The organism is Blautia sp. HCN-20427 (assembly GCF_037890365.1).
Classification (GTDB): Bacteria; Bacillota; Clostridia; order Lachnospirales; family Lachnospiraceae; genus Blautia.
Genome location: NZ_JBBKBX010000002.1, coordinates 155,063 through 181,060 on the forward strand (window position 1 = coordinate 155,063; position 25,998 = coordinate 181,060).

Annotated in this window: 28 protein-coding genes; 26 read left to right on the plus strand and 2 right to left on the minus strand. The window is 46.9% G+C overall.

The window, feature by feature from the left end:
• The first annotated feature begins 15 nt into the window (after positions 1-15).
• Positions 16-2,346 (plus strand): ferrous iron transport protein B, encoded by a 2,331-nt coding sequence (gene feoB, locus WKT17_RS01825; RefSeq protein WP_173747346.1) that lies wholly within the window; start codon positions 16-18, stop codon positions 2,344-2,346.
• A gap of 89 nt (positions 2,347-2,435) precedes the next feature.
• Here feoB and WKT17_RS01830 read toward each other — a convergent pair whose 3' ends face one another.
• Positions 2,436-2,999, minus strand: a complete 564-nt coding sequence (locus WKT17_RS01830) for a manganese efflux pump MntP (RefSeq protein WP_173747347.1) — start codon at positions 2,997-2,999, stop codon at positions 2,436-2,438.
• A gap of 356 nt (positions 3,000-3,355) precedes the next feature.
• Positions 3,356-3,718, minus strand: coding sequence for an ArsR/SmtB family transcription factor (locus WKT17_RS01835; protein ID WP_173747348.1), 363 nt, complete (start codon positions 3,716-3,718; stop codon positions 3,356-3,358).
• A 131-nt stretch (positions 3,719-3,849) separates the two neighbouring features.
• Between WKT17_RS01835 and WKT17_RS01840 the strand changes: the two genes are divergently transcribed.
• The 25 genes from WKT17_RS01840 to WKT17_RS01960 all read left to right on the plus strand — a co-directional run bounded on the left by WKT17_RS01840 (position 3,850) and on the right by WKT17_RS01960 (position 25,970).
• The gene (locus WKT17_RS01840) at positions 3,850-5,670 is read left to right on the plus strand and encodes a glycerophosphodiester phosphodiesterase (RefSeq protein ID WP_291683358.1); all 1,821 of its coding nucleotides are present in this window, start codon (positions 3,850-3,852) and stop codon (positions 5,668-5,670) included.
• A gap of 13 nt (positions 5,671-5,683) precedes the next feature.
• A complete protein-coding gene (locus WKT17_RS01845; RefSeq protein WP_173747350.1) occupies positions 5,684-6,865 on the plus strand; it encodes an FtsW/RodA/SpoVE family cell cycle protein in 1,182 nt (393 codons plus the stop codon).
• A 110-nt stretch (positions 6,866-6,975) separates the two neighbouring features.
• Positions 6,976-7,209 carry an acyl carrier protein gene (gene acpP, locus WKT17_RS01850; RefSeq protein ID WP_173747351.1) on the plus strand — a complete coding sequence of 78 codons (234 nt, stop codon included), beginning with the start codon at positions 6,976-6,978 and terminating at the stop codon, positions 7,207-7,209.
• A 114-nt stretch (positions 7,210-7,323) separates the two neighbouring features.
• The gene (fabD, locus tag WKT17_RS01855; protein WP_291683357.1) at positions 7,324-8,250 is read left to right on the plus strand and encodes an ACP S-malonyltransferase; all 927 of its coding nucleotides are present in this window, start codon (positions 7,324-7,326) and stop codon (positions 8,248-8,250) included.
• A gap of 12 nt (positions 8,251-8,262) precedes the next feature.
• Positions 8,263-9,003: a 3-oxoacyl-[acyl-carrier-protein] reductase gene (gene fabG, locus WKT17_RS01860; protein WP_173747353.1), complete on the plus strand. Its 741-nt coding sequence runs from the start codon at positions 8,263-8,265 to the stop codon at positions 9,001-9,003.
• 9 nt (positions 9,004-9,012) lie between these two features.
• Positions 9,013-10,251 carry a beta-ketoacyl-ACP synthase II gene (gene fabF / locus WKT17_RS01865; protein WP_173747354.1) on the plus strand — a complete coding sequence of 413 codons (1,239 nt, stop codon included), beginning with the start codon at positions 9,013-9,015 and terminating at the stop codon, positions 10,249-10,251.
• Between the two features lie 4 nt (positions 10,252-10,255).
• Entirely contained in the window at positions 10,256-10,672 is a 417-nt protein-coding gene (gene accB, locus WKT17_RS01870; protein WP_173747355.1) for an acetyl-CoA carboxylase biotin carboxyl carrier protein, read from the plus strand.
• A 9-nt stretch (positions 10,673-10,681) separates the two neighbouring features.
• A complete protein-coding gene (fabZ, locus tag WKT17_RS01875; RefSeq protein WP_173747356.1) occupies positions 10,682-11,110 on the plus strand; it encodes a 3-hydroxyacyl-ACP dehydratase FabZ in 429 nt (142 codons plus the stop codon).
• A gap of 13 nt (positions 11,111-11,123) precedes the next feature.
• Complete coding sequence (locus WKT17_RS01880; protein ID WP_291683356.1) at positions 11,124-12,491, plus strand: acetyl-CoA carboxylase biotin carboxylase subunit; 1,368 nt, start codon at positions 11,124-11,126, stop codon at positions 12,489-12,491.
• Complete coding sequence (locus WKT17_RS01885; RefSeq protein ID WP_291683355.1) at positions 12,479-14,218, plus strand: acetyl-CoA carboxylase carboxyltransferase subunit alpha; 1,740 nt, start codon at positions 12,479-12,481, stop codon at positions 14,216-14,218. The genes WKT17_RS01880 and WKT17_RS01885 overlap by 13 nt, the downstream gene beginning before the upstream one ends.
• A gap of 10 nt (positions 14,219-14,228) precedes the next feature.
• Positions 14,229-15,293 carry an NAD(P)H-dependent flavin oxidoreductase gene (locus WKT17_RS01890; RefSeq protein ID WP_291683354.1) on the plus strand — a complete coding sequence of 355 codons (1,065 nt, stop codon included), beginning with the start codon at positions 14,229-14,231 and terminating at the stop codon, positions 15,291-15,293.
• Between the two features lie 150 nt (positions 15,294-15,443).
• The gene (locus tag WKT17_RS01895; RefSeq protein ID WP_173747360.1) at positions 15,444-15,779 is read left to right on the plus strand and encodes a helix-turn-helix domain-containing protein; all 336 of its coding nucleotides are present in this window, start codon (positions 15,444-15,446) and stop codon (positions 15,777-15,779) included.
• A 74-nt stretch (positions 15,780-15,853) separates the two neighbouring features.
• On the plus strand, positions 15,854-16,210 hold the full coding sequence (locus WKT17_RS01900; RefSeq protein WP_226853434.1) for a VOC family protein: 357 nt from the start codon (positions 15,854-15,856) through the stop codon (positions 16,208-16,210).
• Positions 16,211-16,353: 143 nt separating this feature from the next.
• A complete protein-coding gene (gltX, locus tag WKT17_RS01905; RefSeq protein WP_173747362.1) occupies positions 16,354-17,802 on the plus strand; it encodes a glutamate--tRNA ligase in 1,449 nt (482 codons plus the stop codon).
• 1 nt (position 17,803) lies between these two features.
• Positions 17,804-19,666, plus strand: coding sequence for an ATP-dependent helicase (locus tag WKT17_RS01910; RefSeq protein WP_173747363.1), 1,863 nt, complete (start codon positions 17,804-17,806; stop codon positions 19,664-19,666).
• Positions 19,663-20,307, plus strand: a complete 645-nt coding sequence (locus WKT17_RS01915) for a 4'-phosphopantetheinyl transferase family protein (protein ID WP_173747364.1) — start codon at positions 19,663-19,665, stop codon at positions 20,305-20,307. Before WKT17_RS01910 ends, WKT17_RS01915 begins: the two co-directional genes overlap by 4 nt.
• 71 nt (positions 20,308-20,378) lie before the next feature.
• Complete coding sequence (locus WKT17_RS01920; RefSeq protein WP_173747365.1) at positions 20,379-21,038, plus strand: hypothetical protein; 660 nt, start codon at positions 20,379-20,381, stop codon at positions 21,036-21,038.
• A gap of 63 nt (positions 21,039-21,101) precedes the next feature.
• Positions 21,102-22,073 (plus strand): stage III sporulation protein AA, encoded by a 972-nt coding sequence (gene spoIIIAA, locus WKT17_RS01925; protein ID WP_173747366.1) that lies wholly within the window; start codon positions 21,102-21,104, stop codon positions 22,071-22,073.
• Positions 22,067-22,585: a stage III sporulation protein AB gene (locus WKT17_RS01930; RefSeq protein ID WP_173747367.1), complete on the plus strand. Its 519-nt coding sequence runs from the start codon at positions 22,067-22,069 to the stop codon at positions 22,583-22,585. The genes spoIIIAA and WKT17_RS01930 overlap by 7 nt, the downstream gene beginning before the upstream one ends.
• Positions 22,586-22,609: 24 nt before the next feature.
• The gene (gene spoIIIAC / locus WKT17_RS01935) at positions 22,610-22,804 is read left to right on the plus strand and encodes a stage III sporulation protein AC (RefSeq protein WP_173747368.1); all 195 of its coding nucleotides are present in this window, start codon (positions 22,610-22,612) and stop codon (positions 22,802-22,804) included.
• A gap of 12 nt (positions 22,805-22,816) precedes the next feature.
• Positions 22,817-23,203: a SpoIIIAC/SpoIIIAD family protein gene (locus WKT17_RS01940; RefSeq protein ID WP_173747369.1), complete on the plus strand. Its 387-nt coding sequence runs from the start codon at positions 22,817-22,819 to the stop codon at positions 23,201-23,203.
• A 44-nt stretch (positions 23,204-23,247) separates the two neighbouring features.
• Positions 23,248-24,435: a stage III sporulation protein AE gene (locus WKT17_RS01945; RefSeq protein WP_226853436.1), complete on the plus strand. Its 1,188-nt coding sequence runs from the start codon at positions 23,248-23,250 to the stop codon at positions 24,433-24,435.
• Positions 24,436-24,465: 30 nt separating this feature from the next.
• On the plus strand, positions 24,466-24,765 hold the full coding sequence (locus WKT17_RS01950; RefSeq protein WP_173747371.1) for a stage III sporulation protein AF: 300 nt from the start codon (positions 24,466-24,468) through the stop codon (positions 24,763-24,765).
• Complete coding sequence (locus WKT17_RS01955; RefSeq protein WP_291682003.1) at positions 24,762-25,235, plus strand: stage III sporulation protein AG; 474 nt, start codon at positions 24,762-24,764, stop codon at positions 25,233-25,235. Before WKT17_RS01950 ends, WKT17_RS01955 begins: the two co-directional genes overlap by 4 nt.
• Before the next feature lie 12 nt (positions 25,236-25,247).
• Positions 25,248-25,970: a SpoIIIAH-like family protein gene (locus tag WKT17_RS01960; protein WP_291682001.1), complete on the plus strand. Its 723-nt coding sequence runs from the start codon at positions 25,248-25,250 to the stop codon at positions 25,968-25,970.
• Positions 25,971-25,998: the final 28 nt, after the last annotated feature.

Below are 25,998 nucleotides of genomic sequence, written 5' to 3' on the forward strand. Positions count from 1 at the left end.
AAGAGGGAGATTGAAATGAAACTAAGTGAATTACAAATCGGAAGTACGGCCACCATACTTGCCGTAGGAGGAACCGGGGCTTTGCGCCAGCACTTCCTCGATATGGGGCTGATACAGGGAACCGAGGTCACGGTTGTAAAGTATGCGCCTATGGGAGACCCCATAGAACTGCGCATACACGGCTACGAACTGACCATACGTCTGGAAGATGCCGGGAATATTGAGATTAGCAAAGCTCATGAGCCCAAAGCGGCAACGGTGAAAAAGCCGGGACCGGAAAAACATCATCCCGGATACGGAGAAGGGGGAAAATATCACGACAGAAAGCAGGAAAATCCTTTGCCGGAGAGTGAAACCCTGACCTTTGCCCTGGTGGGAAACCAGAACTGCGGAAAAACTACGCTGTTTAATCAGTTGACTGGTGCCAAGCAGCATGTGGGAAATTTTCCGGGTGTGACTGTGGACCGCAAGGACGGCATTATCCGGGGGCATGCCAACACACTGATTACGGATTTGCCGGGAATTTATTCCATGTCACCTTACAGCAGTGAGGAAATAGTTACCCGTGAATTTGTTATCGGAGAAAAGCCAAAAGGCATTATCAATATTGTGGATGCTACCAATATTGAGCGAAATCTCTATCTGACCATGCAGCTTTTGGAATTGGGATTTCCCATGGTTGTGGCATTGAATATGATGGATGAGCTGAGAGAAAACGGCGGTTCTGTCATGGTGAACGAAATGGAGGCAGCCCTTGGCGTGCCGGTGATTCCCATTTCTGCGGCAAAGGGAGAAGGCATTGAAGAATTAATCCGCCATGCCATTCATGTGGCGAAATACCAGGAAAAGCCTTTGAAGATGGATTTTTGCAGCAAAGAAGAAGGGATTCACCGGGGAATTCATGCCGTCATGCACCTGATTGAGGACCATGCCGGACAGGCAGGTATTCCCGTCCGGTTTGCGGCCAGTAAGGTAATGGAGGGAGACGGTAAGCTGTTGGAACAGCTGCATCTTACCGAGCAGGAGAAAAATCTTCTGGAAGATATTGCCAGACAGACGGAAGTAGAAACAGGTATGGATCGCGCGGCTGCTGTGGCGCAAATGCGGTTTAGCTACATTGAGGATGTGTGCAGCGGAACCATCATCAAGCCCAAGGAAAGCAAGGAGCGTATCCGAAGCCGGAAAATGGACCATTTCCTCACCGGAAAATATACAGGAATCCCTGCTTTTATTGGCATTATGGGAATTGTGTTCTGGCTTACTTTTAATGTCATTGGTGCATTTTTGCAGGGCCTTTTGGAAAATGGAATCACAGCCCTGACTGAGCTGGCGGATAAGGCTATGACAGCAGCTCATGTGAACAGTGTGATACATTCCCTTATAATTGACGGTATTTTCAACGGTGTGGGCAGTGTGCTCAGCTTCCTGCCTATTATTGTGACCTTGTTTTTCTTTCTGTCTATTCTGGAGGACAGCGGTTATATGGCAAGGGTGGCCTTTATTATGGATAAACTGCTGCGTAAGCTGGGGCTTTCCGGCAGAAGTATTGTTCCCATGCTCATTGGATTCGGATGTACTGTACCGGGCGTTATGGCCAGCCGGACTCTTCCTTCCGAGAGGGACAGAAAGATGACCATTTTGCTGACACCGTTTATGAGTTGTACGGCAAAACTTCCCATTTATGCTTTTTTCACGGCTGCCTTCTTTCCAAAGTATGAAGCGCTGGTTATGATTTGCCTGTATGTGTTTGGGATTGTTATGGGAATTGTCATGGCGCTGGTATTCAAGAAAACAGCATTTAAGGGAGAAGCTGTGCCCTTTGTTATGGAGCTTCCCAATTACCGTATGCCGGGAGCGAAAAATGTGGGACATCTTCTGTGGGATAAGGCCAAGGATTTCCTGCAGAGGGCCTTTACCGTTATTTTTGTCGCTACCATTGTCATTTGGTTTTTGCAGAATTTCGATACCGGACTGAATATGGTATCAGATTCTCAGGACAGTATTCTGGCACTGGCAGCCGGCTGGCTGGCGCCTTTGTTTGCACCGGTGGGATTTGGAGACTGGAGAGTTGTGACTGCCTTAATTTCCGGTTTCCTGGCAAAAGAAAGCGTGGTTTCCTCGCTTACTGTATTGTTCGGAAGTACCGCCGTTTTACAGAGCAGCCTGAGCATTGCCGGAGCGGCAGCCCTTCTGGTGTTCTGCCTGTTGTACACTCCCTGCGTAGCAGCCATTGCTTCGGTGAAACGCGAGCTGGGCGGCAAATGGGCAACAGCCATGGTACTGGGCCAGTGTGTGATTGCCTGGATAGCAGCCTTTGTGATTTACCAAATTGCGCTGTTGTTTTAGGGATTTTTAGAAAAAGATACTTACATAGAGAAGTGAATACAGGAGAAGCTGCCGCGTGCAAGAACTGCTATGGGACAGCTTCTTCGCTTTTATCCGAACAAATGCTCAATCAGAATTTTAAGACCAATGAGAATCAGAATGACACCTCCGGCAATTTCAGCGTATTTTCCTAATTTTCCGCCTATCCGGTTCCCCAGAAATACAGCAGCGAAGCTGATGACAAAGGTAGTGGCGGCAATAAGACAGACGGCAGGCAGAATGCTTACCTGCAGGAAGGCAAAGCTGATACCTACAGCCAGGGCGTCAATGCTGGTAGCAATGGCAAGGAGCAGCACCTCTTTTCCGGAAATGCTGTCCACGCAGGCTTCGCATTCGGCCCCGGCTTCTTTGGATTCCCGAATCATGTTAAGACCGATAAATCCCAGTAAAAAAAAGGCAATCCAGTGATCCACAGAGGTAATCAGGGCCTCAAAATGGGTGCCCACCCACCAGCCCAATAAGGGCATAAGTCCCTGAAAGAGACCGAAAGCCAGAGCCAGTAAAAAGGCATATTTTTTTACGTTTTTTTTCAGGGAGATTCCCTTGGCAAAGGAGACGGCACAGGCATCCATGGCAAGTCCCACTCCTACAAAAAATACGGCTGTTAAACTCATAATGGTTCCTCCTTTTTTCATTTCAGGTATATGGATAAGGCAGTGCGCCTGCTTCGGGCAAATAAAAAGAGACTTGTCCACACAAAATCTGCGTGGATAAGTCTCGTTATTACCCATAATTGAAAATATGAGATGTATTTCCAACTATCTGCATATAAAAGACCGGGAATAAATCCTCTGGTTTTATATACAGACCGACAAAACACAGCCAGTAAATTTTGCCGGTTACACTGCACCAGATGAAAGGTTCATCAATATGTTGATACAGTGACTTCTGACGAAGCTAACTACTCCCTTATACAACTTTAGTATCATAACGGATAAAAACATAATTGTCAATAGAAACAGCAGGAAGTTTATAATTGTATGCAGGAAATCTCCATCATTTCTTCAATCATTTTATGAAGGGTTTGTGCCTTTCTGGAAAGACTGGCGCGATAGTAAGTTTCCTTGCCGTCTCTTCGGGATTCAATCAGTCCGCTGCTGCGCAGAAGGCGAAGGTGATGAGCTACAGCAGGACTGCTCATTTCCATCATGGCAGAAATATTAATTACACATTCTTCACAATGACATAAAATCCAAAAAATGCGGATACGCGTAGGATCGCTTAACTGTTTGAAAATGGAAGATACAAGTTCAAAATTTTCTGTGGCAGGCATGTGATTTAAAAGCTGCTCTTTTGACTGTCCATGCTGATGTGGTAGTGTCGTGTGTTCCATAGTAAAATCCTCCTTACATTCTGTTATATAGTGTAACATAGATTTCCCGTTTGGAAAACACCCTTGCATAAAGCAGCCTGTTTTTGTTAAAATAAAATCAGGCAATACAAAAAGGTGATGATTTGATATTTATGAAACGCATTTTAAAGAAGACATGGGCAGTACTCAGATATAATTTAGGAAGTCTGCTTTTATTTGAAACCGGGTACAGAATTGCTTCTTTTTTTCTGGTTATGCAGCTGACCCACAGAGCAGTGAATTTTTCTTTGAAAAAACAGGAATTCAGTTATCTGACGGCGGAAAATTTTGTGCGTTTTCTCTCTTCTCCGCTGTCGATTCTGCTTTTGCTGTTTTTACTGCTGCTTATTCTTCTGCTTTTTCTGATTGAAGTTTCCAGTCTGTTGTCCGGTTTCCTCTGTTCTTATCAGAAGCAGAAAATTTATGCCAGTGATATGCTGCTTTTAGGCATTAAGAGAACTTTTGCTTTTTTGAGACACAGCCGGATATCCTGGATTTTTGGGGCGGCTCTTAGCGCACCGTTTTTCAATGCTTATTTTGTGGCCAGAGAAATTTCTTATATTCGGGTGCTGGAATTTACGGCCATTCAGATTTACAAGGCGGTAAAGCCTTCGTTTCTCCTGTATCTGGCTGTGGGCATTTTGCTTTTGATTTCTTTTCTCTGTGTTTTCACTCTGCCCTATGCCGTTCTGGAAAAGGAAAAGAACAGGCGGGCCATGCAAAGAGGCCTGGAACTGCTGCAAACACAGTGGAAAAAGACACTGTCCGGCTTTCTTGTACTCCATGTGCTGATGGCAGTCTTTATTGCGGCAGTCTATCTTGCCGCTATGGCGGTTATGACAGTCTGGGTGTTTCTCGGCGTGACCGGAGGAGAGAAGGTGACCCGGGTACTGATTTACAGCGGAGACGTGAATATGGCGCTGGGGGTCTTTGCAGGGGCTGTGCAGCTTACCGTAAGCCTGGCTTTTGTGTATGTGCTTTACGCCAGGTTTCATGTGCAGTCTAAAGAAGAAGTGGCGCTTTACCGGCTGATGGAGCACTATGCCTGGTTTTCCAAAGTGGGAAGGAGAAAGGCGGCGGCCATACTGACCGCAGTATTTGTACTGTGTGAGGGAGGATATCTGGGACTCTTGGCAGCGGGGCATGATGTTTCTCTGGATACGCTCACTGCGGATATGGGGATTACGGCTCACAGAGGCGGGGCCAGAATGGCCCCGGAAAATACCATAAGCGCCCTGGCTTATGCCATAGATGCAGGCGCAGACTGGGCGGAAATTGATGTGCAGGAGACAAAAGACGGAAAGCTGATACTCCTGCATGACGATTCCCTGAAACGGACGGCAGGGGTCAATAAAAAGGTCTGGGAGATGACACTGGCCCAGATCGAAAAGCTGGACGCAGGCTCCAGTTTTCACCAGAAATTCCGGGGAGAAAAAATCCCGACTCTGGAGGAGGTCTTAAAATTTTGCAAAGGAAGACTGGACTTAAATATAGAGATTAAGTATAATGGTAAAAACAGAGGAATTGTTCATAAGGTTGTCCGCGCAATTCGGGAAAATGGTTTTGAGGATTATTGTGTGGTGACTTCTATGAATTATGGATTCCTGGAGCAGATAAAGGAGACGGCTCCGGAAATCCGTACGGGATACATTATGACAATGACATACGGCAGCACAGCCAACATTACGGCCGCTGATTTTTTCAGCGTGAAGCACACTTATGTGACAGAGTCGTTTGTAAAAGAAGCTCATGGAATGGGGAAAGAGATTCATGCGTGGACAGTGAATTACAGGGGAGATGTCCGGCGCATGATAGATATGGGAGTGGACAATATCATTACAGACGACCCGGTTATGGTGCGGAAGGTGCAGGGCCGGGAAAGCGGCAGTCAGACCGGGTACCGGGAACTGCTGGGCTATGCCCTTGGAATTTAGCGGGAGGAAGTAAATGCCAAAAAAAGAAAAAAAGGGGAAAGTGTTCAAGGCAGAGTATTATGATTTCAATCTGGTGGCAGTCGTTATTCTGCTGATTTGCTTTGGACTGGTTATGCTTTATAGTACCAGCGCTTATACGGCGTTGGTGAAAGATAATAATGACATGGCGTATTTTGCCAAGCAGGCTATTATCAGTGCCTGCAGTATCGTAGGCGCGCTGGCAGTCTCAAAGCTGGATTACCATTTGCTGTACTATGTCAGCGGAATGATTTACTGGGTTTCTATGGGACTGATGGCTTTGGTAAAATTCAGCCCTATGGGAGTCGAGGTAAACGGCGCCAAAAGATGGCTGAATTTCGGTATCGATGCGCTGCAGTTTCAGCCTGCAGAGGTGGCAAAGATTGCGGCCATTACGTTTATTCCCTGTCTGATTATGAAGATGGGAAAAGAGGTGGCTACAAGAAAAGGCTTCTGGAAGCTCATGGCTTACGGAGGCGGCCTGGCGGCGGCAGCGTTGATTTTTACCGATAACCTGAGTACCGCCATCATCATCGGCGCTATTACCGGATTTATGATTTTCATTGCCCACCCCAATCAGAAAATGTTTCTGCGTATCATTCTGGTTCTGGCAGTGCTGCTGCTAGTGGGAAGAATTGTTCTGCAGATGACACTGGGAGATATGCAGCTGGATATGACCAATGTGGACAGCTTCCGTCTGAAGCGTGTGCTGGTATGGCTGAATCCGGAGCAGTATTCTTCTGCCGGAGGTTATCAGATTATGCAGGCCTTGTATGCCATTGGAAGCGGGGGCTTTTTTGGCAAGGGACTGGGGAACAGTGTACAGAAGCTGGGGCCTGTACCAGAGGCGCAGAATGATATGATTTTCTCCATCGTGTGCGAGGAACTGGGTGTATTCGGCGGTCTGGTTATTATTGTGCTGTTTGGCTATCTGTTGTACCGCCTGTTCTTTATTGCCCAGAATGCCAGGGATTTTTACGGTTCTTTGATGGTCAGCGGAATTATGGTGCACATTGCTTTGCAGGTTATTTTAAATATCTGCGTTGTGTTAAACTGGATACCCACCACCGGAATCACCCTTCCTTTTGTCAGTTACGGCGGTACGTCCATTGTGTTTTTGATGGCAGAGATGGGCATTGCCCTCAGCGTTTCCAGACAGATTTATTTTGGAAAATAAAAGGGTTGACAAACAGGGGCAAAGAGGATATACTTTGAACATCAAAATAATAAAGCAAACAATTCCATGGCAATGGAAAAAAATAAGTAATTTAAAGGAGACAGAAAACGATGTTAGAAAAAATGAGAGAAATTATTGCAGAACAGTTAAATTGTGATGGAGACAGCATTACCCCGGAAACTTCCTTTAAAGAAGATTTGGGAGCAGATTCTCTGGATTTATTTGAACTGGTTATGGCGCTGGAAGATGAATATTCCATTGAAATTCCTTCTGAGGAGCTGCAGGAACTGACTACCGTAGGTTCTGTAATCGAATATCTGAAAACAAAAGGTGTAGAAGAATAAAAAAAGAGGCTGCTGCATGAAGTGCAGAAGAAAATCCGGCACTTCATGGAACAGCCCATATTTTTAGGTTAATATTTTGAATAACAAAATATTTTATATACAAAGGAGTGTGCAATGGGAAAGACAGCGTTTCTATTTCCGGGACAAGGCGCCCAGTATGTAGGCATGGGCAGAGATTTTTATGAAAATATGGCGGTGTGCAGACAGGTGATGGACCTGGCCGGACAAATGGCAGGACTGGATGTGAAGAAAATCTGCTTTGAAGAAAAGGAGAAAATTCATATTACCGAATACACCCAGATTGCTATGGTGGCCGTAGAGGCAGCCATTTTGAAAGCTTTGGAAGAAGAGGGGATATTTCCGGAGGCAGCCGGAGGATTGAGCCTGGGAGAATATGGAGCTGTGCTTGCAGCCGGGGTGATGTCTCTGGAGGATGTTTTTTCTCTGGTGCGCAAGCGGGGCATTTATATGCAGGAAGCCGTTCCTTTTGGCGGGGCTATGGCAGCGGTGCTGGGACTTTCCGGGAAGCAGGTGGAAGAAATCTGTGAGGCAGAGCCGGGTATGGTGTCTGTAGCCAATTACAACTGTCCGGGACAGGTGGTGATTACCGGAGCCTCTCAGGCTGTGGAAGAAGCTGCCGAAAAGCTGAAAAAAGCAGGAGCCAGAAGAGTGCTTCCCCTACAGGTATCCGGGCCTTTTCATTCTCCCATGCTTGCGGAAGCAGAAGAAAAGTTAAGAAGCGCTTTGCAGGAAATCAAGGTGCAGAAGCCGGGGATTCCTTATACCGCCAATGTGACGGCGCAGTATGTAAGAGAGGCCGGTGAGGTGAAAGAACTTCTGGCTCGTCAGGTCTCTGCTCCGGTACGGTGGCAGCAGTGTGTGGACACCCTTCTGTCTGATGGTGTAGAGACTTTTGTAGAAGTAGGACCGGGAAAAACCCTCACCGGATTTGTGCGGAAAATAGACAAAAATGCCAGGGTACTGCAAGTGCAGACCATAGAAGATTTTCAAAATCTGGTAAATATCTGGAAAGAAAGGTAGGAAATTGGAGTGATGTTAGAAGGAAAAGTGGCATTGGTAACCGGAGGCGGCAGAGGCATTGGACGCGCCATTGCCCTAAAGCTGGCTGCATACGGGGCGGCTGTGGCGGTAAATTACTGCGGCTCTAAGGAAAAAGCGGAAGAGGTGGCAGACTTGATTTTAAAAAACGGAGGAAAAGCCAAAGTCTATGCCTGTAATGTAGCAGATTTTCAGGCTAGTAAAGAGATGACAGAGCAGGTGATAAAGGATTTTGGGGGGCTGGATATTCTGGTCAACAATGCAGGCATTACCAGGGATAATCTGCTGATGAAGATGTCAGAAGAAGAGTTCGACATGGTTCTCAATACCAATTTAAAGGGAACCTTTCACACCATGCGCCATGTGTCCCGGTATATGTTAAAGCAGAGAAAAGGAAAGATTATCAATATTTCTTCTGTGTCCGGGATTCTGGGAAATGCAGGACAGGCCAATTATGCAGCCAGCAAAGCCGGGGTTCTGGGTCTTACAAAGACAGCGGCAAGGGAGCTGGCCTCCCGGGGTATTACAGTAAATGCCATTGCGCCGGGATTTGTGGAAACCGACATGACAAAGGTGCTGAAAAAGGAAGTTCAGGAGGCAGCCTGCAGCCAGATTCCCCTGGGACATTTTGGAAAAGCAGAGGACGTGGCGGAAATGGCTGCATTTCTGGCTTCGGATAAGGCAGCTTATATTACGGGACAGGTATTTTGTGTAGACGGCGGCATGAGCATGTAGGAGGAAAAAATGAGAAGAGTAGTTATAACCGGAATGGGAGCCATTACACCTCTTGGGTTAAATGTGGAGGAATACTGGCAGGGATTAAAAGAAGGGCACACAGCCTTTGGTGAAATCACAAAGTTTGACAGCAGTGCATATAAAGTACATTTGGCAGCCGAAGTGAAAGGCTTTCAAGGAAAAGAATATATGGATTTTAAGGCGGCAAAGCGTATGGAACTTTTCTGCCAATATGCGGTGGCAGCAGCAAAAGAAGCGTTGGAACAATCGGGGCTTGATATGGAACAGGAAGATGCTTACCGGGTGGGCTGTTCCATTGGGTCCGGCATTGGAAGTCTGCAGACAGTAGAACGGGAACACCAGAAGCTTTTGGAAAAAGGGCCCAATCGTGTGAATCCCCTTATGGTGCCCATGATGATTTCCAACATGGCGGCAGGTAATGTGTCCATTCAGTTCGGACTGAAAGGCAAAAGTCTGAATGTGGTGACAGCCTGTGCATCCGGCACCCACTGTATCGGCGAAGCGTATCGGAGTATACAGGCCGGAGACGCGGAAGTAATGGTAGCAGGCGGCGCAGAATCCTGCATTACCCCGGTGGGTGTGGCAGGTTTTTCCGCCCTGACCGCCTTGTCTGTATCTGCAGACCCCAAACGCTGTTCCATTCCTTTTGACAGGGAAAGAGACGGATTTGTCATGGGCGAAGGAGCCGGAGTTCTGGTACTGGAGGAGTTGGAGCATGCCAAAAAGAGAGGGGCAACGATTCTGGCAGAAGTGTTGGGGTACGGCGCTACCAGCGATGCTTATCACATTACCTCACCCAGAGAAGACGGCGAAGGGGCAGCTAAGTGCATGGAATACGCCTTGAAAGAGGCGGGTATTCCTTTGGAAAAGATTTCTTATATCAATGCCCACGGAACTGGAACACACCACAATGATTTGTTTGAGACAAGAGCCATTAAGAAACTCTTTGGTGAGCATGCTTATGAAATGAAAGTCAATTCCACAAAATCCATGATTGGGCATCTTCTGGGTGCAGCAGGAGCTGTGGAAGCCATTGCCTGTGTAAAGGAAATACAGGAAAATTATATACATGAGACCGCAGGATGGCAGGTGCCGGATGAGGACTGTGATTTGGATTATGTAACCGGACAGGGCGTGGAAACGGAAGTGAACTATGCACTGAGTAATTCTCTGGGATTTGGCGGACACAATGCCAGCCTGCTTCTGGGCGAATATGGAAAGGACTGAAAACATGGAATTGGAGAAAATAAAAGAGCTGATTCAGGCGGTGAGCCAGTCAGATTTAACCCGCTTTTACATGGAAGATGGGAACCTGAAAATTTCCATGAAGGCAGGAAAAAAGACCGTGGTAAAAGGGGTAAAAGACCCCATACAGGAGGAAAAAGAGACAGAAGAAATTCCCTCTTTTAAGGAACAGAGAACCGTTAAGGCCCCTCTGGTGGGAACCTTTTACAATGCCCCTTCTCCCGGTGCAAAGGTCTTTGTACAGGAGGGGGACAGCGTGAAGAAAGGCCAGGTATTGGGAATCATTGAAGCCATGAAGCTGATGAATGAGATTGAGGCAGAAGAAGACGGTGTGATTGAGAGAATTCTGGTCTCCAATGCGTCCATGGTGGAGTATGGACAGCCGTTATTTGTTATGAAATAGGAGGACGTGATGAAGCTGACAACAAAGGAATTAATGGAAATGATTCCCCACAGACATCCCTTTCTTCTGGTGGATACCATAGAAGAACTGGAACCCGGTGTGCGGGCTGTGGGACGCAAATGTGTGACTTATGACGAACCCTTTTTTGCCGGACATTTCCCACAGGAACCGGTCATGCCGGGGGTGCTGCAGATAGAAGCCCTGGCCCAGACCGGAGCGGCGGCTATTTTAAGCAAGCCGGAAAATAAGGGAAAAACCGCTTATTTCGGAGGTATCCGCCAGGCAAAGTTCCGGCAGAAGGTAGTGCCGGGGGATGTGCTGACTTTAGAGGTAGAGCTTGTGAAGGTAAAAGGCCCGGTAGGCGTGGGAAAAGCCGTAGCCAGAAACCAGGAGGGCAAAATCACAGCAGCCGGAGAATTGACATTTATGATTGGATAGAGGAGTGGCAGGTATGTTTCAGAAAATCTTAATTGCAAACCGGGGAGAAATTGCAGTGCGGATTATCCGCACCTGCAGAGAAATGGGCATTTGCACGGTGGCTGTTTATTCGGAGGCTGACCGGGACGCACTTCATGCCCAGCTGGCAGATGAGGCCGTGTGTATCGGTCCGGCATCTCCTATGGAAAGTTATCTGAATATGGGAAGGATATTAAGCGCAGCCATCGCCACAAAGGCGGAAGCTATTCACCCGGGCTTTGGTTTTCTTTCGGAGAACAGCCGCTTTGCCGCCATGTGCGAGGAGTGTCACCTTGCTTTTATCGGCCCTTCTGCCCAGGTGATAGAAAAAATGGGGAATAAAGCAGAGGCCAGAAAAACCATGGTGCAGGCAGGCGTTCCGGTGGTTCCGGGGAGCAAAGAGCCGGTTTATGAAGCTGAAGAGGCTCTTTTGCAGGCAGAAAAAATCGGTTTTCCCATTATGATAAAAGCGGCTCTTGGCGGCGGCGGCAAGGGCATGCGTGTGTCTGTCTGCCGGGAAGATTTTCTGGAAAATTTCCGCATGGCACAGACGGAAACCCTGCACGCTTTTGCAGATAATGCCATGTATCTGGAGCGTTATATTGAAAAGCCCCGACATATAGAAGTACAGATTCTGGCAGATAAACAGGGACAGGTCATACAGCTTGGGGAAAGGGATTGCTCCATTCAGAGGCGGCATCAGAAACTGATTGAAGAATCTCCTTCCTGCGCTGTATCACCCAAAGTCAGAGAACAGTTGGGGGAAACGGCCTGCCGGGCAGCTCTGGCTGTGGGATATGAAAGTGCCGGAACCATCGAGTTTCTTCTGGACAAATCCGGGGAATTTTTCTTCATGGAAATGAATACCAGAATCCAGGTGGAGCACCCGGTTACAGAGTTTGTTTCCGGAGTGGATTTGATAAAAGAACAGATTCGTATTGCAGCAGGACTTCCTTTATCTGTAAAGCAGGAAGAGGTTCTTTTGCAGGGGCATGCCATAGAATGCAGAATCAATGCGGAGAATCCTGAAAATAACTTTCTGCCCTGTCCGGGAACCATTCAAAATCTTCATATTCCCGGCGGGAAAGGGGTGCGGGTGGACACGGCGGTGTATTATGGATACCGGATTCCTCCCAATTATGATTCTATGATTATGAAGGTCATTGTCCATGATAAAGACCGGGCTTCTGCCATTGCCAAAATGCGCAGTGTACTGGGAGAAGTGATTATTGAAGGGGTGGAAACCAATCTGGATTTTCAGTACGATATTCTGAATCAGAGAGACTTTGAAGAGGGAAACGTGACAACCCATTTTATAGAAGAACATTACGGAGAGAGGGGTGAAAGAACATGTCTCGACTAAAAGAATTGTTTAAGAAAACAGCCGGAATACAGGCAGAAAAAGCACAGGAAAAGAGAGAAACAGAAAGCCCCTCTGTGCCGGAAGGCCTGTGGGTTAAGTGCCCCAAATGCGGGGAACTCTTATGCAAGGAAGAGGTAGTACGGCATGCATATACCTGTCCGAAATGCGGTGGATATTTCCGCATGAAAGCCAAAACCAGGATGAAACTGGCTGCAGATGAGGGGAGTTTTACGCCCTGGTTCACAGAGATAAACGGGAAAAATCCATTGGACTATCCAGGCTATGAGGAGAAACTGGAGGAATTGAGAAACAAGACAAATCTGGATGAAGCTGTGTACATCGGGAAGGGAAAAATTGACGGCAGTCCAGTGGTTTTAGGTGCCTGTGACACACGTTTTCTTATGGGGAGTATGGGATATGCTGTGGGAGAAAAAATCGCCCTGGCCTTTGAGCGGGCTGTGCAGGAAAAGCTGCCGGTGATTCTTTTCTGCTGTTCCGGCGGCGCCCGTATGCAGGAAGGCATTGTGTCTTTGATGCAGATGGCAAAGACGGCTGCGGCCATCAAAAAGCACAGCCAGGCGGGACTTCTGTATGTTTCTGTACTGACAGACCCTACCATGGGCGGAGTGACCGCCAGTTTTGCCATGCTGGGGGACGTGATTCTGGCAGAACCCCAGGCTTTAATCGGTTTTGCAGGACCCAGAGTCATAGCCCAGACCATTGGAGAGAAGCTGCCGGAAGGTTTTCAGAGGGCAGAATTTCTTTTAGAGCATGGTATGATTGACCGGATTGTAAAGAGAGAGGAACTGCGGCAGGCCTTGTCTGCTCTGGTGAAAATTCATGAGCGCAGACAGGGATATTGTCAGTTTTTCGGTATTTCTATTCCAAAAGAAGAGAAAAGTCAGCAGGAAAACTCCGGAAAACAGGTTCAGACAGAGAACGAAAAGAGAACAGCCTGGGACAGAGTGGAAACGGCCAGAAGCAAAAAGCGGCTGACGGCTTTGGACTATATGGAAACCGTATTTGACGGCTTCTGGGAACTTCACGGAGACCGTCTTTTCGGAGATGACCCTGCCATTATGGGCGGGCTGGCTCTTTTAGACGGGCAGCCGGTGACCGTTATCGGGATTCAGAAAGGACGGACAACCAAGGAAAATCTGGCGAGAAATTTCGGTATGCCTTCTCCGGAAGGATACCGCAAAGCTCTGCGCCTTATGAAACAGGCAGAAAAATTCCAAAGGCCGGTGATTACCTTTATTGACACCCCCGGCGCCTTCTGCGGTATGGAGGCAGAAGAACGTGGACAGGGAGAGGCCATTGCCAGAAATCTGCTGGAAATGGCAGATTTGCAGGTGCCGGTGCTGTCTGTGGTAACCGGAGAGGGAGGCAGCGGCGGCGCCCTGGCTTTAGGCGTAGGAAATGAGGTTTGGATGATGGAAAATGCCACGTATTCCATCTTGTCGCCGGAAGGCTTCGCCTCTATTCTCTGGAAAGACAGTAAGCGGGCGAAAGAGGCGGCAGAGGTCATGAAGGTAACTGCCAAAGACTTGCAGGAACTGGGGATAATTGAGCAGGTGATTTCCGAAGAAATTCCCGCCTGCCCGGAAAATCTCCGGGAAATAGCAGGAGAAATGAAGAAAAGAATGAAACAATTTCTGGAAAAATACAATGCCATGACACCAGAGGAACTGGCGCAGCAGCGATACGAAAGATTTCGCAGAATGTAAAGGAGAGGCTATGGAAAAAACACTGAAAATCGGATTGCTGGAAGCAAAAATTCCGGTGATACAGGGGGGGATGGGTGTGGGAATCAGCCTCTCCACCCTTGCAGGAACTGTGGCAAAAGAAGGCGGTATCGGCATGATTTCCACGGCTCAGATAGGCTGGAGAGAGCCGGATTTTAAGAAGAATCCCTTTGCTGCAAACTACCGGGCCATAAAAAAAGAAGTGCAAAAGGCGAGAGCCATAGCCCCCGGCGGGATTCTGGGTGTCAACATTATGACAGTTACCAGAAACTATGCCCAGTATGTAAGAACAGCAGTGGAGGCAGGCGTTGACCTGATAGTTTCCGGGGCCGGACTTCCTGTGGATTTGCCTGCTTATACAGAGGGAAGTCCGGTAAAAATTGCACCTGTGGTATCATCCCTGAAATCCTTTTTGGTGCTGTGCAGGCTGTGGGAGAGGAAGTATCAAAAAGTCCCGGATTTTGTAGTGGTAGAAGGACCAAAAGCGGGGGGACATCTGGGTTTTTCACAAGAAGAACTGGAAAGATTTCAGAGAGATTCCTATGATGAGGTGCTGCTTTCTATTATAGAAAAAGCCAGAGAATATGGGGAAAAAGTCGGAAGAAAAATCCCGGTTCTTGCAGCCGGAGGGATTTTTGACAAAGAAGATATGTGCCATGCGCTTGCCCTTGGGGCAGACGGAGTGCAGGTGGGAACCCGCTTTGTTGCCACAGAGGAATGTGATGCGCCCAAAGCTTATAAAGAGGCTTATATACAGGCCCAAAAAGAAGATATCTGTATCATAAAAAGTCCGGTGGGAATGCCGGCAAGAGCCATCAGAAATCCGTTTTTGGAACAGGTAGGGAAGAATACCATGAAAATTCAGCATTGCTACCAGTGTATTTCCACCTGTAAGCAGAAAGAAATTCCTTATTGTATTACAGAAGCGTTGGTACATGCTGCAGAAGGGGATATCGAGCATGCTCTTTTATTTTGTGGGGAGAATGCGTGGAAATGTGAAAAAATAGAAAAAGTGAAGGATATTATGAAGGAATTTGCAGAGGCGGCACGAATGTAAAGGTGCCGCCTCTTTTTAAATGATAGAAAATCTGATTTTGCAAACTGGTAGATACTAAATGTAGTCTTTTGGAAACTATTGGAAAATTTTGGTATTTCGTATACTAAGAGCAGAAAATAATAACTGCAAGTTTACAAAGGAGAAATGACTGTGCAAAAGAGTTTTGGCAGAAGAATTAACAAAATCAGAAAGGAACAGGGGATTACTTCAGAAGCCCTGGCGGTTATCTGCGGCGTGAATCCAGTTTTCATCCGACAGATTGAAGGCGGTACCCGGACACCCAGTCTTCCTGTTTTTGTCCGCATTTGCAACGCACTGGAAATGTCACCGGAATATTTTTTACAGGATGAATTGAAAGAGAACCCCCATTCCTGCGACAGAGAAGAAATCATAGAATACATTTCAAAATTTACCCCTGCAGAACTGAAAATGGCAAAAAATATTATTCAGGCCATGGAAATTTCTTTTTCAGATAAGGAAGATTAGAACTTGCTATTTTTCCCGATTTTTTGTATGCTTAGTACAGACGCAATATCACAGACATGAAGGAGGAAATGAATATGAGCAAATTGGAAGAACTGGGATTTGAACTGCGCCATGTAGGTATAAACTGTGAAAACGAAGGAGAAGCCTGCAGCGTAGCAGAGCGTTTTGAAACAATTTTCGGATTTACAAAGAAAGTGGGCAACAGCTCTGTATTCGCAGGAACCGCGGTAGAGGCTATGAAAACACCGTATCTTGGAAAGAACGGACACATTGCCATCGGCACTACAGACGTAGCAGAAGCAGTGAAGTATCTGGAGAGCCAGGGCGTGGAGTTTGATATGGAAACTGCCAAATATAAGAATGAAAAAATGATTGCCGTTTATATGAAAGAGGAAATCGGCGGTTTTGCCGTACATCTAGTACAGAAATAGGAAAGAAACGGGAATTACTACTTGAAAATAGAAAGAGGTTTGAGTATAATTTTCATGGTGACGGGGTATAGGGTGAAAGCCACATACCCCTTGCTTTTTGCTATAGAGAAAGAACATGTAAAAAAGTAAAGGAGATATAGAAGATGAGTACAGTAAGAACAAGATTTGCCCCCAGTCCTACAGGAAGAATGCATGTGGGAAATTTAAGAACGGCTCTTTACGCTTACCTGATTGCAAAACACGAAGGCGGAAGTTTCATGCTGCGTATTGAGGATACAGACCAGGAACGTTTCGTAGAGGGTGCGCTGGATATTATTTACCGCACACTGGCGAAAACCGGACTGGTGCATGACGAAGGTCCGGACAAGGACGGCGGTTACGGTCCTTATGTGCAGAGTGAGAGAAATGCCCAGGGCATTTATTTAAAATATGCAAAACAGCTGATTGAGCAGGGAGATGCGTACTACTGCTTCTGTACAAAGGAGCGTCTGGAATCCCTGAAATCCCAGGTGGGTGACAAGGAAATTGCCATGTATGATAAGCACTGTCTGCATTTGAGCAAAGAGGAGGTAGAGGCAAAGCTGGCGGCAGGGGAGCCTTACGTTATCCGCTTCAACATGCCTACAGAGGGAACCACTACGTTCAGTGATGACATTTACGGAGATATTACGGTGCCGAATAATGAACTGGACGATTTGATTCTTATTAAATCAGACGGTTATCCGACTTACAACTTTGCCAATGTGATTGACGACCATTTAATGGGCATTACCCATGTGGTAAGAGGAAATGAGTACCTGTCCTCCTCCCCGAAATACAACCGTATTTATGAGGCGTTTGGCTGGGAAATCCCTACTTATGTGCACTGCCCTCTGATTACCAATGAAGAGCACAAAAAACTCAGCAAGCGTTCCGGTCATTCTTCTTACGAAGATTTGCTGGAACAGGGATTTTTGACAGAAGCGATTGTGAACTATGTAGCGCTTCTGGGTTGGTGTCCGGAAGATAACCAGGAAATCTTCTCTTTAGAGGAACTGGTGAAAGTCTTTGACTATCATCACATGAGCAAATCTCCGGCTGTTTTTGACATTCAGAAACTGAAATGGATGAACGGCGAGTACATGAAAGCCATGGATGATGAAAAATTCTATGAAATGGCTCTGCCTTATCTGAAACAGGCCATTACCAGAGAAATCGATTTGAAAAAGGTAGCGTCCATGGTGAAGACCAGAATCGAAGTTTTCCCGGATATCCCGGAATTAGTAGATTTCTTTGAGGCAGTACCGGAGTATGATAATGCCATGTACACCCATAAAAAGATGAAGACCAATCCGGAAATTTCTCTGGAGGTGCTCGCGAAGGTTCTTCCGGTTCTGGAAGCACAGGAAGACTACAGCAACGATGCTCTTTACGAACTGCTCTGCGGTTTTGCAAAGGAAAACGGATACAAAAACGGACAGATTCTCTGGCCAATCCGTACGGCACTTTCCGGCAAACAGATGACTCCGGCAGGCGCTACGGAAATCCTGGAAGTGCTTGGAAAAGAAGAAAGTCTGAAACGGATTCAGGCAGCCATTGAAAAATTAAGCTGAGATGGAGAGAAACGCAGCACAGGAAAAAGCCATTCACCACAGCAGCGGCCCTATGATGCTTCTGGCCGGGCCGGGTTCCGGTAAAACGACTACGATGATAAGGAGAATCCGGGCCCTGTTAAGTGAACAGCATATCAATCCTGCAAACATTCTGGTAGTCACCTTTACCAAGGCGGCTGCCAGAGAAATGAAAGAGCGGTTTGAAAAACTCTGTGAAAAAGAAGGAGAGCAGCAGAATTACAGGCAGGTTACCTTCGGCACCTTTCACGGGATTTTCTACGGGATTTTAAGACATGCTTACGGCCTTTCCAGAAACAATATTATCAGTGAAGAGCGCAGGTACGATATGCTCAAAGAGATTGTCTATGCTCTGCGGATAGAGACAGAGGACGAGAAGGAACTGTTTGAGGGATTGGCAGGGGAAATCAGCGAGGTGAAAAACAGCCGGATTCCTTTGGAACATTATTATTCTAAAAACTGTCCTGACGAGGTGTTCCGCCGGATTTATACAGAATATGTATCCGGCTGCAGAAAGGCAAGACTTCTGGATTTTGACGATATGCTTTTGTACTGCTATGATTTGCTGACCCAGAGACCGGACATTTTGGCAGGATGGCAGAAAAAATTTCGCTACATTCTGGTGGATGAATTTCAGGATATCAATAAACTGCAGTATGACATTGTGAAAATGCTGGCTGCCCCGGACAATAATCTGTTTATTGTAGGGGATGATGACCAGTCTATTTATGCTTTCCGCGGGGCAAAGCCGGAAATTATGATGCATTTTCCAAAGGATTTTCCCACCGTGCAGACGGAACTTCTGGCCTGTAATTACCGTTCCACAAAGCGGATTGTGGAAGCCGCAGGAAAGGTTATCGGACACAATAAAAGACGGTTTAAGAAGAAAATCCATACGGAAAATGAGGAAGGCAGGAAACCGCTTATCAAAGGCTTCGGCACGGGAAGAGAAGAGGAGCTGTACGTAAAGGACTGCATTTTAAAAGCCAGGGAGGAGGGCTGCCCTCTGGAAGAGATAGCTGTGCTTTACCGCACCAATTCCGGCGCCGGCTCCCTGGTGGAACTTCTGATGGAATACCAGATTCCCTTTCAGATGAGAGATACACTGCCGAATCTGTATGAACACTGGATTTCCGGGAATTTTATCTCTTATATGAGACTGGCTATGGGAGAGCGGAGCCGTCAGGAATTCCTCCAGGTAATGAACCGCCCCAACCGTTATATCTCCCGCAATGCACTGGAAGATTCCCAGGTGTCCTTTGAAGCTCTCCGGTGGTTCTATGAGGACAAGGAGTGGATGTGCGACCGCATCGACAAGTTTGAGGAAGACTTGAAGAAACTGAAAAATATGACCCCTTACGGAGCTGTCAATTATATCCGCCATGGTGTCGGGTATGAGGAATACTTAAAAGGCTACGCCGCATACCGGAAGCTGAAGATGGAAGACCTGTATGAAGTGATGGATGAACTGGCAGAAAGCGCCAGAGGCTACAAAACTTACGAGGACTGGTTTGCGCATATGGCAGAATACACCAGAAAATTAAAAGAACAGGCTAAAACCCAGATTTCCGGCAAAAGCGGTGTGGTGATTTCCACGCTTCACAGCATTAAGGGACTGGAATTTGACCGTGTGTTTATCATGGATGTGAATGAGGGAATCATACCTTATCACAAAGCAGTTTCTGAAAATGATATTGAGGAAGAGCGGAGGCTGTTTTATGTGGGCATGACACGGGCCAGAAAAGAACTGAGCATGCTCTATGCAAAGGAACGTCATGAAAAGAGAACAGAACCTTCCCGGTTTCTGACGGAAAGCGGGATTACAGAGCAGGAGGAGAGTGCATGAGCAGACATACATCTTCGCCCAGGGAAAGAATAAACATTTACATAGGGAATATTCGGAAACTGACCGGGGACTGTGCAGATAAGAAGCATGCGCAGAGTATCTGCGGCAGGCGCCTTCTGGCCTATGGTCTGCTGGATACAGGCTGTAGGGGAATTTTTCGGGAAAGAGCGCCTTGGGAGGAAGTTTCTGAATATTTAGAACGTATTATGCAGAGAGGAGAGCAGGGAAAACCATATTTTCCCGCTTTCCCTTCTGTATTTTTTAATATCAGCCATACCGGAGCTTATGCGGCCTGCGCGGTGGCAAAGGTGGCCTGCGGACTGGATATCCAGGAGGTTCGGGCAGTAAAGAGTGAACGGCTTTTGCAGCGGACACTTTCAGAAGAAGAATATGCCCTCGTTAAGGCTTCCGGAGAGCGCAATAGTGAATTTTGCAGACTTTGGGCCAAAAAAGAGAGCTTTTTGAAGCTGAGCGGGGAGGGGATTACCAGGGATTTGAAACATATTCCTGTGCCTGCATGGTATGAGCAGTTTGCGCCTTATGAAAATGTGGAGGGATGTATCAGCGCACAGAAAGTTTGCGGCTGTATGTACAGGGAAGTGACGGTGGAAGAATATTTAGAAAAAATTTCGTTTTTTTAATTCTGTTTCTTAGGAAAAATCTTTTATTCTTTGAAGTATGAAAAAAGATATCGAAAGGAACAGGAGAAAAAATGAAAGAAAAAACATGGAAGCATATCTGGTATGCCAGTATATTGCTGTATGCAGTTACCTTATTCTATAGTTTTGTACATAATATTCGGGCCGGGGACTGGGAGCATGTGGGCATGGCTTTTGTGGCAGTGTTGACGCCTTGTATTGTTCCGGCGGTGTTTCGGGTGTTTCGCTGGAAACCAGTGTACGAAATTTATATTCTTTCCAATGCATTTACCTACTTTGCCAGCATTTGGGGCGGTTCTTTAGACGCATACCGCTTTTGGGGATACGACAAGCTGCTTCATTTTTCCAGCGGCTGGCTGCTTTCTGCTGCTGTGGCTATGCTTTATTTTGCCATAAAGCAGACCAATGAATTTGCGGATAAGAAAGACTGCCTGATTTTTCTGATTTTTCTGAATACGGGAAATATGGCAGTAGCAGAACTGTGGGAATTTTTTGAATATGCCATGCTGGTGTTCTTTCAGAATGACTGTATTAATCACTATACCCAGGGAGTGCGGGACAGTATGAATGATATGCTCTGCGCTGCGGTAGCAGGGATTTTGCTGACTTTGTGTTTTGTGCGGTATTATAAGACCGGGAAGAAAACTTTTCTCATCTGTACTTGTGAAAAGTTTTATGAAAGGAATGTCAAAAAGCAGGAATACAAAATCTAATCCGCTCAAACCAGTCATAAATAAAGATTGTCCTCATATATTATCTTAAAGAGGTGAGGAAAGATGAATCAGACAGAGATTACACGGCTGTTTCCCCTGCGTATCCGGCAGGCGCTTCATAAGGCCTGCCCGGATATGCACCAGGTCTATGAAATCCGTCTTCGTGTTCATGGGCCGCTGATTTTGATTTATCAGGGAAAGGAATTTTTTCTGACAGAGGACGGCAGGCTTTCCCACAGGGAGGCAGAGGCTTGTATGGTCAGTCCGGGAGATATAAAGGAGACCATGGAATATATCAGCAATTATTCCATGTATGCCTTTGAAGAAGAAATCCGCCAGGGCTTTCTGACCATTCAGGGAGGACACCGGGTGGGAATTGCAGGAAAAACCATTCTGGAAGGGAACAAAATCAAAAGTGTAAAATACATATCTTATATCAATCTTCGATTATCACATCAGATAAAGGGGTGTGCAGCGCCCATACTTCCCTATGTTATAAAAAACAAAAGAATATGCCACACATTGATTATTTCACCGCCCAGATGTGGGAAAACCACTCTTTTGCGGGATTTGATCCGTCAGGTCAGCAATGGCAGCAGCTATCTGGACGGCGTCTGTGTGGGCGTGGTGGACGAACGCTCGGAAATCGGGGGCTCTTATCAGGGAATTCCACAGAATGACCTGGGAATCCGCACCGATATTCTGGACTGCTGTCCCAAGGCAGAGGGCATGATGATGCTCATACGTTCCATGTCGCCGGAGGTGGTGGCCGTAGACGAGCTGGGAGATTACGAGGATATTCATGCCATTGAATCCGTGATTCACTGCGGCTGCAGACTGTTTGCCACAGTACACGGCAGTTCTATTGAAGACATTAAGAGAAAACCATTGCTGCAGCGCCTGATGCAGGAGAAAATCTTTGAACGCTATATTATTCTGCATTATGAGAAACGGGCAGGTGAAGTGAAAGCTATTTTTGATGAAAGGGGAACCAGTCTGTACGACTGCAAGAGAAGGCAGGGTATTCTATGCTGAAAATCGCAGGGGCTGTTCTGGTAATTTTTTCCTGTTCGGCTCTGGGGTACAGCAAAAGTATCCACATGACGAGAAGGCTGCAGCAGTTAAGAGAAATCGAAAAGATGGTGTTTCTGATTCTGGGAGAAATTACTTACAGAAGGGAAGCGCTACCGGAGGCATTAGGTACGGTGGCTTACAGGCTGCCAGAGCCTTTGGCCGGCTTTTTAAAGGAGGTGTCTGAGGCTGCGGGGCAGTATCAGGGGGCGTGCTTTCAGGAAATTTTCAGAGAAAAGGCAAAAACATATCTGAGCGGCACAGCGCTGTGTCCAAAGGACCTGGAAGAATTTTTGCAGTTGGGAGCATATCTGGGATATCTGGATATTACCATGCAGAAAAATACCATTACTTTGTACCTGGAACAGTTAAAAAGGGAGATGGAAAACCTGCAGCGGGAAATGCCTGCAAAGCAGAAGCTGTACCGGAGCATGGGAACATTGGGAGGAATTTTTCTGGCAATTATGCTGCTTTGAAAATTATGCAGGGGGAGAGATGCCATGGAAGTGAGTTTATTATTCAAAATCGGTGCAGTAGGCATTCTGGTGTCTGTCCTGTGTCAGATACTGAAGCACAGCCAGAGGGAGGAGCTGGCCTTTCTCACCAGTCTGACCGGTCTTTTGCTGGTGTTGTTCTGGGTGCTGCCCTATATTTATGACCTTTTTCGCACCATAGAAGACTTATTTGCGCTGTAGGGAGGGAAATGCATGGAAGTTTTGAAGGTTGTTATGCTGGGGATGACAGGCATGCTTCTGGGAATTCTTTTAAAAGGCACAAGACCGGAGTATTCCGTGTATTTAAGCCTGGCTGCGGGAATCTGCATTTTTTCTTATATGACAGGGAAGCTGTCCTATCTGTTTTCTTCTGTACTGAAAATTCAGGAATATCTGCCGGTGGACGCACAATATCTGGAAACACTGCTGAAAATGATAGGAATTACCTATGTCAGTGAATTTGCAGCCGGAATCTGCAAAGATGCGGGGTATGGAGCCATTGCCTCTCAGATAGATATTTTTGCAAGGCTGTATATTATGGTATTGTCCATGCCGGTGCTGCTGGCGCTGATGGAAACCATTCACAGCTTTCTGGCATGAACCGGGCCGGGAAAAAACCAAGGATAAAGAGAGGGACATGCTCCGTGTGGAGAAAAAAACTGCTTCTGGCGGGAATCTGCCTGTGCGTAGGTTGGAACCTTTCCGGAAAAGAAGTTTTTGCAGCAGCGGAACAGGAGGAGCAGAAAGGGGAAGAAGAACTTTCTGAGAAACAGCAGGAAGCCCAGGAAAAACTTTTGGAAGGGCTGGAATTGGGACAAATGCAGGAGGCGGTCAATGAACTTCTGGGAGAGGAAACCTTCAACATTAGGGAAAGTCTGGCTTCCGTTCTGAAAGAAGGGCGGCTGTTTAGCAAAGAGGGAGTGAAAGAAATCGGGAAAGCTTTTTTGAAAAGTCATTTGTCTGTACAGAAGCAGACAGTAGTGCAGATTTTACTTCTGGTGCTTGCGGCCTCTCTGTTTTCTAATTTTGCCAATGCCTTTGGGAAGGGGCAGACCGGGGAAGTCAGCTTTTATGTGGTGTATCTGCTGCTTTTGGTGCTTCTTATTCATACCTTTGGCAGTATGGGAGAGGAACTTTCAAAAAGCCTGCAAGGGTTTGTCCTTTTTATGAAAGCACTGATTCCATCCTATTTTCTGGCAGTCACTGCCGCTGCAGGTTCTGCCAGCGCCATGGTGTTTTACGAAACCGTGCTGCTGGTCATTTATCTGGTACAGGCCGTGCTGCTGAAGCTGATTCTTCCGGGAATCCATGCCTATGTACTCATATCCATGATTAATTTCATCCACAAAGAGGAACTGCTTTCCCGCATGGCAGAACTCTTCAAAACTTTGCTGGAATGGGGGCTGAATGGCTGTACGGCTTTTGTTATCGGCATGCAGGTGATACAAAATATGATAAGCCCGGCAGTGGATTCCCTGAAAAGGGATATGCTGGGGAAAGCGGCAGCAGCTATTCCCGGTGTGGGAAATGCCATAGATGGTGTGACAGAGGTGGCCCTTGGCACAGCCGTGTTAATCCGAAATTCTCTGGGGGTTCTGGGCATGGCCGTGCTGCTGCTGTTGGGGCTGGTTCCTCTGGTGAGACTTGGCATTTCCACCCTGTTATATAAACTTTTGGCAGCCTTGGTGCAGCCGGTGTCCGATAAGAGGATGACCGGCTGCCTGCAGGCTATGGGGGATGGCTGCAGACTGCTTTTGCGGATGCTGTTTACAGCGGAACTGATGCTGTTGATTACCATAGCTGTTTTGACGGTTTCTTTTGCAAATCATTAGCAGGGCAAAAGCCCGGAGAGAGGGTGAAACATGGAAGCGCTGTATGCCTGGCTGGAAAGTCTGATTTGTTATTTTATTCTGCTTTTTGCAGTGATGAATTGTCTGCCTGACAACAGCTATAGAAAATACATTCAGTACTACATGGGGCTGCTGCTCATTCTGGTGGTGTTATCGCCCCTTTTGCATTTATCTGGTATGGAAGGGCAGATAGCTGCTTATACAAAAGAATTCCAGGAGGAAGCACAGGAATGGGAAGAAAAAGCAGAAACCTGGGAAAGGGAGTGGCAGGAGGAGGCAGGGATTATCGAGGGGCAGGAGGTAGTGCCATGAAAGCATGGAAAGATATGATGAAGAAAGAAAATCTGGTGGTGCTTCTTATCCTGGGACTGCTTTTGCTGGTACTGGCCCTTCCCACGGAAAAGACAGACCGGCAAAATGCCAAAAAGGAGGTGGAAACCGCACAGACAGGTACGGCAGAAAACTGGCAGCAGGAAATGGAAAGACAGCTGCAGGAGATACTGGAACAAGTGGAAGGTGTGGGAGAAACCAGGGTCTTTCTCACTTGCCAAAGCAGCAGCAGGAAAATCGTAGAAAAGGACGAAACGGAAACGGTGTATGAAAAGGATGCAAAGGGCACGCAACAGCCTTATGTGGCTTCTGAGGAATACCCCCGGGTAACCGGTGTCCTCATTGTGGCAAAGGGTGGGGGAAATCCTGTGGTTGTGGGGAATATTCAGGCGGCAGTCGAGGCATTATTTCAGGTAGAACCCCATAAAATTAAAGTAATGAAAATGAATTAGAGGAGAATGTGCATGAAAAAAATCTTCAGGAAAAATCAGGTTATCATTACAGCCCTGGCAATCATGATTGCTGTGGCAGGGTACATCAATTATTCAGATAATCATCTGGGTATTGATAAGACGCTGAAGAAGAGTGACGCAGACACTGCCGAGACCTCCGCTGCGGATACAGACGGAATCGTAGAGGAAATCGAAAGTCTGGATTATGATATCACAGACGAGAGCGCCCTTTTAGAGGAAAACAGCAAAGCAGCAGAAGGGGAAGAGGTGCAGCCAAAGGAAGGGGAAGAAAAAGAAACGGCCAGTGCGGAAGGAGAGACAGACGTGCAGACAGAAACTCCGGGAGAAGCTGTGCTGACAGGGGCTTCCGGCTTTGTGGCAGAGGCCAAGGTCAGCAGAGAGCAGGTGCGCTCGGCCAATAAGGAAACCCTTCTGGAAATCATTAATAATGAGAACCTGGGAGAAGAACAGAAGCAGGAGGCTGTAAATTCTATGGTGAACATGACCAATCTGGCAGAGCAGGAATCCGCAGCAGAACTTCTTTTAGATGCCCAGGGCTTTGCAGATGTGGTGGTAAATCTGACGGGAGACAGTGCGGATGTCATTGTGCCTCAGGAATATATGGAGGATGCCAAAAGAGCCCAGATAGAGGATATTGTGAAGCGCAAAACCAGCGTGGCGGCAGAAAATATTGTTATCACACCATTGGATGGGGGAACACAGGAAAATGAATAGTTGTGCATAAAGCCCCTTGACACACATT

Coding starts and splice junctions, on each gene's coding strand:
- WKT17_RS01835 (WP_173747348.1), bottom strand. CDS start 3,718: ATGGAACACACGACACTACCACATCAGCATGGACAGTCAAAAGAGCAG.
- WKT17_RS01885 (WP_291683355.1), top strand. CDS start 12,479: ATGTCTCGACTAAAAGAATTGTTTAAGAAAACAGCCGGAATACAGGCA.
- fabZ (WP_173747356.1), top strand. CDS start 10,682: ATGAAGCTGACAACAAAGGAATTAATGGAAATGATTCCCCACAGACAT.
- WKT17_RS01915 (WP_173747364.1), top strand. CDS start 19,663: ATGAGCAGACATACATCTTCGCCCAGGGAAAGAATAAACATTTACATA.
- fabD (WP_291683357.1), top strand. CDS start 7,324: ATGGGAAAGACAGCGTTTCTATTTCCGGGACAAGGCGCCCAGTATGTA.
- acpP (WP_173747351.1), top strand. CDS start 6,976: ATGTTAGAAAAAATGAGAGAAATTATTGCAGAACAGTTAAATTGTGAT.
- WKT17_RS01900 (WP_226853434.1), top strand. CDS start 15,854: ATGAGCAAATTGGAAGAACTGGGATTTGAACTGCGCCATGTAGGTATA.
- feoB (WP_173747346.1), top strand. CDS start 16: ATGAAACTAAGTGAATTACAAATCGGAAGTACGGCCACCATACTTGCC.
- WKT17_RS01845 (WP_173747350.1), top strand. CDS start 5,684: ATGCCAAAAAAAGAAAAAAAGGGGAAAGTGTTCAAGGCAGAGTATTAT.
- WKT17_RS01930 (WP_173747367.1), top strand. CDS start 22,067: ATGCTGAAAATCGCAGGGGCTGTTCTGGTAATTTTTTCCTGTTCGGCT.
- WKT17_RS01960 (WP_291682001.1), top strand. CDS start 25,248: ATGAAAAAAATCTTCAGGAAAAATCAGGTTATCATTACAGCCCTGGCA.
- gltX (WP_173747362.1), top strand. CDS start 16,354: ATGAGTACAGTAAGAACAAGATTTGCCCCCAGTCCTACAGGAAGAATG.
- WKT17_RS01840 (WP_291683358.1), top strand. CDS start 3,850: ATGAAACGCATTTTAAAGAAGACATGGGCAGTACTCAGATATAATTTA.
- WKT17_RS01955 (WP_291682003.1), top strand. CDS start 24,762: ATGAAAGCATGGAAAGATATGATGAAGAAAGAAAATCTGGTGGTGCTT.
- WKT17_RS01910 (WP_173747363.1), top strand. CDS start 17,804: ATGGAGAGAAACGCAGCACAGGAAAAAGCCATTCACCACAGCAGCGGC.
- WKT17_RS01890 (WP_291683354.1), top strand. CDS start 14,229: ATGGAAAAAACACTGAAAATCGGATTGCTGGAAGCAAAAATTCCGGTG.
- WKT17_RS01940 (WP_173747369.1), top strand. CDS start 22,817: ATGGAAGTTTTGAAGGTTGTTATGCTGGGGATGACAGGCATGCTTCTG.
- accB (WP_173747355.1), top strand. CDS start 10,256: ATGGAATTGGAGAAAATAAAAGAGCTGATTCAGGCGGTGAGCCAGTCA.
- WKT17_RS01830 (WP_173747347.1), bottom strand. CDS start 2,999: ATGAGTTTAACAGCCGTATTTTTTGTAGGAGTGGGACTTGCCATGGAT.
- WKT17_RS01920 (WP_173747365.1), top strand. CDS start 20,379: ATGAAAGAAAAAACATGGAAGCATATCTGGTATGCCAGTATATTGCTG.
- WKT17_RS01950 (WP_173747371.1), top strand. CDS start 24,466: ATGGAAGCGCTGTATGCCTGGCTGGAAAGTCTGATTTGTTATTTTATT.
- fabF (WP_173747354.1), top strand. CDS start 9,013: ATGAGAAGAGTAGTTATAACCGGAATGGGAGCCATTACACCTCTTGGG.
- spoIIIAC (WP_173747368.1), top strand. CDS start 22,610: ATGGAAGTGAGTTTATTATTCAAAATCGGTGCAGTAGGCATTCTGGTG.
- WKT17_RS01880 (WP_291683356.1), top strand. CDS start 11,124: ATGTTTCAGAAAATCTTAATTGCAAACCGGGGAGAAATTGCAGTGCGG.
- fabG (WP_173747353.1), top strand. CDS start 8,263: ATGTTAGAAGGAAAAGTGGCATTGGTAACCGGAGGCGGCAGAGGCATT.
- spoIIIAA (WP_173747366.1), top strand. CDS start 21,102: ATGAATCAGACAGAGATTACACGGCTGTTTCCCCTGCGTATCCGGCAG.